We start from the raw sequence: 7,479 nt of genomic DNA, 5'->3' as shown, positions 1-7,479 counted from the left end.
GGGCCAGTCCGTGTCGTTGTCGGCCACGGTGAACCCCGCAGAGGCCGGCGGCACGATCCAGTTCTTCGACAGCATGACCCCCATTGGTGCCCCGGTGCCGGTGACCGCGGGCGGCGCGACCCTCTCGCACACGTTCACCGCAGCGGGCCCCCACGCCGTCACCGCGGTGTACAGCGGCGGTACCGGGTTCCTCGCCTCGACCTCGAACGTCGGCGTGGTCAATGTGACCGACCCGGCACCGACTGATGTCGCCACCACCACGACGCTGACTGCGCCGGCGACCGCGACCGAGGGCACGTCGGTGACGCTGTCGGCCGCCGTGGCCCCCGCACAGGCCGGCGGCACCGTCCAGTTCTTTGACGGCGCGACCGCTATCGGTGCCCCGGTGTCGGTCTCCGCGGGCGGTGCGAGCCTGACGCACACGTTCACCACGACGGGCGCTCACAGTGTCACCGCGGTGTACAGCGGCGAGACCGGATTCCTCGGCTCGTCCTCGGCCGCGCGGGTGATCACCGTGTCGGACTCCGAGACTCCGGGCGGCGGCACCCCCTCCTTCGGTTCCTCGAACTGACCGGCGGTATCGGGACTAGATAGACGCGGCAGCGGGTGCCTTCAGCCGAAGGCGCCCGCTGCTGCGTCTCTTCTTGGCGACGCCGTCGTCCGACCCGTTGGCCCGATAGAACGATCGACACTCCAGCAAGTCCGGCGACACTCGGTGCCACCCGCGAGACGGCGTCAATTGCCCCCGCCACCGAGGCCCGGACGATCGTCCTCGAAGCGCCATTTCACTCCAACCACCCGGCCGGCAGCCCGGCACAGACTGCCGCCGCCGCAATTCCGTTCTCGAGTATTCGCGTGACTTCGCGTAACAAAAAGAACAATTGGACCGAAGACCAGCTTCGACAGGACACAGTCGATTGGAGCACCGGGCGGACATCGACCCCGCACTGTGACCCAGGTCATAGCCGGGCCGATCGATACCGTACTGTCGCTCTCTGAAGCATCACGGTTTTAAACAAGCGTCCGGTTCGGGGCGGCGCTCCTGACGAGAGGCTCGAAAGAGTGCAGAACAAGAACCTGCGTCGGCTAGTAGCAGGCGCGAGCACAGCAGCGATCGCGGCGGGCTTCGCCGCATCCTTCGGCGTGGGGGCGGCGTCGGCTGCGCCCGTGAGCCAGTCCACAGAGTGGGGCCAGTGGACCTTCAACCGGACGATCAGCAATGGCACGCCGGCTCCGGGCGACACGATCACCGTCACCAACAACCTTCGTTTCAACGGCGGCCTGGCGCCGACCATCAGCGAATTCAGGGACTTCCACCCGGCCTGCCTGACCTACGTCGCGGATTCGTCGCGAGTCGAGGGAAAGGGAGTCTCCACCTTCGCCAACACCACCGACCCCACCTTTGTGAGGATGACGGGATCGTGGATTCGTAGTGCCGTCGACCGCAATATCTCGTACACCCTCGACTACACCGTCGGTGCGAACTGTGGTCGTGACCTCGCCCTGACCACGGGTACCGGTGTCTCCGCAAACCAGGGCCTCGGCAGTGAACTCCGGACTGCGGGTCCATCGCTCACGGTTCCCAAGTCGGCCTCGACCGCCGCCGTCGCGGTGTCCCCTGCCCCGCAGGTCGGCCGCGCCACCACCCTGACGGCCACCGTCACCGCAGCCGCCACCGGCACCGTCGAGTTCGCCAACAACGGCACCGTCCTCGGCACCGGCACCGTCAGCAACGGCACCGCCACCTACTCGTGGACCCCCGCCGCTGCTGCCTCGTACTCGATCACCGCCAAGTACCTCGGCGACGCCACCTACGCGCAGTCCACCTCGGCTCCGCAGACCGGCACCGTGACCCCGGCCCCGACCGCACCCGCAGCACCGACCGCCCTGGCCGCCAACCCGGCCGCGGTCACCGCAGGCGACACCGTCACCATCACCGGCAAGGCCGAGGCCAACTCGAACGTCACCGTCACCGCAGGCGGCAAGACCTGCACCGCCACCGCGAACGCCGCCGGCAACTTCGCGTGCACCATCGCCACCGACACCGCCGGCACCCTGAGCGTCACCGCCGTCGCCACCAACGCCGTCGGCGCCAGCCCGGCCTCCGCACCTGTCACCGTCCAGGTCTCCGCACCGCCGGTCGGCACCGTGGTCATCTCGGTGAGCCCGGCAGCACCCACTGCAGGTGACACCACGACGATCACCGTCATCGGCATCGATGCGGGCACGGCTGTGACCATCAAGGCCGGCACCAACACCATCTGCACCACGACCGCCCTCGCCAACGGCACGGCCGGCTGCGCATGGACCGCGGTCGCGGGCAGCCAGACCCTGACCGCCGAGGTCACCGCCAACGGCACCGCCACAACCGTCACCAAGGTCGTCGTGGTCGAGGCCGGGCAGAACCCGGGCAACCCGACGTTCGGATCCAGCTAGTCAGCACCACCAGCTGATCAACGCCAGCCGGCTACTCAGCAACGAGCCCCCATCGGAAAACTCCGATGGGGGCTCGTCTCCGTCGGGGGGACTATCTGAATAAGTCGGTGGATCCGATCTTGGTCTGACACACCGTGTGAAATAGATTGAGTACCAATCAGTTTCGGAACTCTCAGGTCAGACGAGACGCATCACCTCCGCTTGGACCAGCCGGGGCAATCAGATTCGCGTTGGATTCGCCGCCGGTGTCGATCTTGCCGTCGACGAGGTGGACGGTGCTGTGCATTCGCGGTAGGTGGATGAGGTCGTGAGTGACGAGCAGGGTTGATGTGTTCATTTCGGTGGTGAGACGTACGGCGAGTTCGATGATGCTGGCTCCGCGTTCTTGATCGAGGGCGCTGGTGGGTTCGTCGACCAGGAGCACGGTTGGATTGTTCATCAGTGCCCGGGCGATGTTGACCCTTTGCCGTTGTCCGCCGGAGAGTTGGTGGGGCCGCTTGTCGGCATGGTCGGTGAGGCCGACCGCGTCGAGGAGAGCGTCGGCTAGTTGTGCGGCCGCATGTCGGCGTCGTCGGGAGTGGTGACCTCCGATTTCGTCCATGACCCTCAGTTGTTCGCGGGCAGTGAGCGAGGGAATGAGATTGGACTGTTGGAAGACGATTCCGATCTTGTCGCGTCGGAGTCGGGCGGCTTCGGCTGGGGTCAGGGCGGTCGCGTCGGTGTCGTCGATGAGTACTCGACCGGAGTCCGGTCGGATGAGCGTGGCGGCGACCGCCAGGAGACTGGATTTGCCGGAACCGCTGGGGCCGGTGATGCCGGTGACCGTTCCGGGGTGGGCGGTGAGGCTGACGTGGTCGACAGCGGTGACGCGCGCCGCGCCGTCGGGATAGGTGAGGGTGATGTCGTCGAGGTCGATCATCGGTTGCTCCCGAGGGCGGTGAGCGGGTCAGCGGAGGTCACGGAACGAAGTGCAAACACCGCACCAGCGAGTCCGAGGCCGATCATGATGACGGCGGGTAGCAGGGTGGTGAGCGGACTGAGCATGAAGGGCAGCGACGCTGGGGCTATGGCCCCGAAGAGCATGACCAGCCCGAGTCCGAGTCCAACGCCGACTGCCAGCACGATCCCTGCCTGGCCGAGTGCGTCGCGGACCAAAGATGCTGTGCTCGCGCCGAGTGCTTTGAGGACCGCGACATCGCTTTTGCGCTGCATGGTCCAGACGGTGAAGAACGCGCCGACAACGAGTCCGGAGATGCCGAACAACATCCCGATCATCATCAGTAGCGACCCGATCTCCGACCGAAAGGCGCTCAAAGCGGTGAGCGAGGCGAGCGTGGTTTCGGATGTGGTGGAGTTCTCCGCGTCGGCGCCCGACCAGTCCGGAGTGCCGTTGACGGCCAGGACGGTGGCATAGACATCGGGGTTTCCGGTCGCGGCGGAGTACGCCTGCCAGTCGTGCAGCGTCATCTCGATAACGGGTGTGTGGCTGTACCACGCGTCGCCCGCGACGGTTTCGACCCGGTAGGTCGCTCCGGCGATGGTGACGGTGTCGCCGGCGGAAGCACCGAGCTCGTCCGCGGCCGGCGTCGAAAGCCCTAGCAACCCATTCGTCGAGGGAGAGGTATCGCTGAAACCGGGACGAACTCCGAACACGGCGACTGCTGCGTGGGTATCGCCGGACTGGGCACGTGTCTGGCTGATCCCGATCGGTTCGACCGATGTGACACCGTCGAACGACGCCCAGCCGCTGGCCTGCTGCGGAGTCAGCGCGGAGTCGGCGAAGCCGACGCCGTCGCTTCCTTTTTCAGGTGCGGCGAACACGATCCGGTCCGCAGGGATCGCCAGGATTCCGGAGATGCTCTGCATGGCGAGCCCACCGGTCAGGCCACTGAGGAAGCCGACGAGAACGGTGATGAGCGCGACCACGGACCCGATGAGGACGAACCGGCCGCGGGCGAAGCGCAGGTCGCGGAGCGCGACGAACATGAGCAGTCCTTTCCAGACGCAAGCGCTGACCGAATCAACTCTCCGGCAGGTGACCCGGTCGCCGCATCGGCTGTCTGCACCCCGTTAACCGGCTGATCGGTGGGCCTGGAAATCGTTCTTTCGTACGATGCGCGACGCTGTCGATGAGTCAGACTGGAGTAATGGCCCATGCCCCGCTGACCCCTGTTTTCACGGGTCTTCGGGTCGGATTGCACGCGCTCGTCGTCGCGCTGACGATCCTGGTGGTTGCCCGGGCTGTGCTCGTGCCCACCGCGTCCAGCACTGCGATCATCAGTCTCGCGGGGCTGCTGCTGGTCACGTACGGGTTCGGTGCGGTCGTCGCGTCGCGGGGCGGTCGCACGGCGGGGTCGTTGTGGCTCGGCGTGTTGACCGGCACGTGGATCGCCCTGATCTGGCTCACCCCCGACGCTGCGTATCTCGTCTTCCCGCTGTTCTTCCTCTACCTTCATCTCCTCGGCCGCTGGTGGGGATCGGCAGCGATCCTCGCGTCCACCGCGGTGGCGATCCTCGCGCTCGGCGTCCACGACGGCTGGACCGTTGGCGGGATCGTGGGTCCGATCGTCGGTGCCGGAGTCGGTCTGCTCATCGGCTTGGGATATCAGGCACTCGCTCGCGAGGCCGCGGACCGTGAGGCACTCGTACAGGACCTGATCGCCACCCGCGGCCAGCTCGCCGCAACCGAACACGAATCAGGCATCCTTGCCGAGCGCGCTCGGCTCGCGCGGGAAATCCACGACACGATTGCGCAAGGACTCTCGAGCATCCAGATGCTGCTCCATGCTGCCGAGCGCGCTGACCACGACAGGCCAGGACTCGAATACATCCACCTCGCCCGCGAGGCGGCAGCGGCCAACCTCGCCACTGCTCGCCGATTCATCCGCGAACTCACTCCACCCGATCTTGACGACCGTGGTCTCGGAGGTGCGTTGCGTCGGCTCGCATCATCCGAGTGGCTCGCGCAAGGCCTACCTGTCGCCGTACGGGTCGCTGACTCCGTTCCGCTCCCGATGCATGTCCAGACAGCCCTCCTGCGGATTGCGCAAGGAGCTATCGCCAACGTGATCCAACACGCTCACGCCACCAGCGCCACAATCACGCTCACCGTGAACGACAGCGGGCTGCGGTTCACGATCGCCGATGACGGCGCGGGATTCGATCCGGCCCTGCTCGGTGGTCGTCACGGGAAGCGAACCGATTCGTTCGGGCTGCAGGCCACGCAGGAACGAGTCGACCAACTCGGTGGAGTGCTCACCGTCGATTCGGGTGCGGGGCGGGGCACGACCCTGACCGTCGAACTCGCCACCGAGATCGCACGATGATCCGGGTCGTAATCGCGGACGACCACCCGATCGTCCGTGCCGGGATCATCGCTCTGCTCAGCGCGGAGGACGACATCGATGTGGTCGCTCAGGCATCCACCCCATCCGAGGCCATCGATGTCACCCGAGCAAAGAACCCGGACGTCGTGCTCATGGACCTCCAGTTCGGAGCATCGCCCGCCTCATCGGGAGCGGACGCCACCCGCTCGATCCGGGCGCTCGATCCCGCCCCCTACGTGCTGGTGCTGACCAACTACGACTCCGACGCCGATGTACTCGGCGCGGTCGAGGCAGGCGCCAGCGGATACCTTCTCAAAGACGCACCTCCGCAGGAACTCACCGCCGCGATACGGGCCGCGGCCCGTGGCGAGAGCGCACTTGCGCCCGTCATCGCCTCCCGATTACTGGACCGGATGCGGACTCCGCAGGCGAATCTCAGTCCACGCGAGATTCAAGTCCTCGAACTCGTCGCCGCCGGTAGCTCGAATACCGAGATCGCTGCTGACCTCTTCGTCAGCGAGACGACCGTGAAATCGCACCTCGCCCACATATTCACCAAACTCGGAGTCAGCTCACGCACCGCAGCTGTCTCCGAGGCAAGGCACCGAGGCATCCTGCGGTAGCGCCCAACGGTCTGCAGCAAACCATCGATACCGCAACGGCTTTCCGGCCCGATGTCGAGTCTTGGAGGTCGCCACCGGGCGAAACCGTAACGCCGCTCGCGTACCCGGATTCGTGAAAGGGGTGTGGAGTGGACGACCCGACAGACACTTCCACTCGGGCCCGTACGAATCGATCGATGAACGTCCAGTTCCCAGATACACAAAGCCGGTCTGAGGCAGTCCGCGCCTCGACCACGCTCAAGAAATGCTGGTGTGCTGCTGCACGCCGAACGCGAGCCACAAAGCCCACGGGAGTGGAAACAATGGCTCGCGGCCCTCCGCAAAAGCGATCCGCAACACGCGGTCGTCGCCTCCGGAGCGGGCACACCGGACGAACGAACAGCAACGCGCCTCATACACAGTCACTGCCATCGTCGAATCACCGGCGATGGCAACCGGCACAGCACTTCTGCCTACCTGTGAGCCTTCAGGGCTTGCTTGAGCCGGTGCCTGGAAACGGGCACGGGGCCGGTTCTCAGGTAGCGGGGACGCGGCCACGCGTCCCCGCTACCCGCCGATTTCCTGCCCTACGTTGCTTGAAGCGGCACTCGTCCCCGAGATCAGGGGTTCGGCTGGGAAGAACCGAACGCGGGCGCGGGCCCCGCGGGCCCGGACACCGTCACGGTGACCACCTTGGCTTCCGAGGTCGAACCGCGGTATCCGGACGTGCCGCTGTACTTCGCAGTGACGCTGTGTGTGCCCGGTGCGAGGTTGTAAAAAGTGATGCTCGCACGACCGCTGATCACTGGCACGGGACTACCGATAGGGATCGGGCCGTCGAAGAACTGCACGTTGCCACCGTTACCGTTCCGGGCCGGATTCACCACGACGGACATTGTCACGCCATCCGCCGGCCTCACGGTCTCCGGTGCGGTCAGCGTGGTGGTCGTGTCCACATCACTCGGTGCCGGGACCCACACCTCGACCGTTGCTGCCGGTGCCGCCGAGGCGACGAAGCCGGGAGCACCACTGAAGGTCGCGGTGATCGAGTGCGAACCCGCGGCGAATGCCTGGCTCAGCGTCGCGGTGCCGCCGGTGACGTCAACCGGTGCGCC

The 7,479-nt window shown here is 66.2% G+C and carries 7 protein-coding genes; 4 read left to right on the top strand and 3 right to left on the bottom strand.

Annotation, left to right across the window (positions count from 1 at the left end):
* Together A8G08_RS18610 and A8G08_RS18605 are read left to right on the top strand one after the other, a co-directional pair.
* A partial coding sequence (locus A8G08_RS18610; protein ID WP_169823329.1) for an Ig-like domain-containing protein occupies positions 1-571 on the top strand: 571 nt, incomplete at its 5' end.
* Between the two features lie 491 nt (positions 572-1,062).
* Positions 1,063-2,436 carry an Ig-like domain-containing protein gene (locus tag A8G08_RS18605; protein ID WP_068277455.1) on the top strand — a complete coding sequence of 458 codons (1,374 nt, stop codon included), beginning with the start codon at positions 1,063-1,065 and terminating at the stop codon, positions 2,434-2,436.
* A gap of 172 nt (positions 2,437-2,608) precedes the next feature.
* On the opposite strand, the gene A8G08_RS18600 is transcribed toward A8G08_RS18605, so the two are convergent.
* Positions 2,609-3,355 carry an ABC transporter ATP-binding protein gene (locus tag A8G08_RS18600; RefSeq protein WP_068277453.1) on the bottom strand — a complete coding sequence of 249 codons (747 nt, stop codon included), beginning with the start codon at positions 3,353-3,355 and terminating at the stop codon, positions 2,609-2,611.
* Positions 3,352-4,422 (bottom strand): FtsX-like permease family protein, encoded by a 1,071-nt coding sequence (locus tag A8G08_RS18595; RefSeq protein WP_068277451.1) that lies wholly within the window; start codon positions 4,420-4,422, stop codon positions 3,352-3,354. Before A8G08_RS18595 ends, A8G08_RS18600 begins: the two co-directional genes overlap by 4 nt.
* Before the next feature lie 143 nt (positions 4,423-4,565).
* Between A8G08_RS18595 and A8G08_RS18590 the strand changes: the two genes are divergently transcribed.
* Together A8G08_RS18590 and A8G08_RS18585 are read left to right on the top strand one after the other, a co-directional pair.
* Positions 4,566-5,762, top strand: a complete 1,197-nt coding sequence (locus A8G08_RS18590; RefSeq protein ID WP_245672894.1) for a sensor histidine kinase — start codon at positions 4,566-4,568, stop codon at positions 5,760-5,762.
* Entirely contained in the window at positions 5,759-6,385 is a 627-nt protein-coding gene (locus tag A8G08_RS18585) for a response regulator (protein ID WP_068277446.1), read from the top strand. Before A8G08_RS18590 ends, A8G08_RS18585 begins: the two co-directional genes overlap by 4 nt.
* A 599-nt stretch (positions 6,386-6,984) precedes the next feature.
* Here A8G08_RS18585 and A8G08_RS18580 read toward each other — a convergent pair.
* The coding region (locus A8G08_RS18580; protein ID WP_169823328.1) for an Ig-like domain-containing protein at positions 6,985-7,479 on the bottom strand (495 nt) is incomplete at its 5' end.

The organism is Aldersonia kunmingensis, assembly GCF_001646865.1.
Lineage (GTDB): Bacteria > Actinomycetota > Actinomycetes > Mycobacteriales > Mycobacteriaceae > Aldersonia > Aldersonia kunmingensis.
The sequence above is the reverse complement of the archived record's forward strand: the minus strand, read 5'-3'. Positions and strand labels throughout refer to the sequence as shown.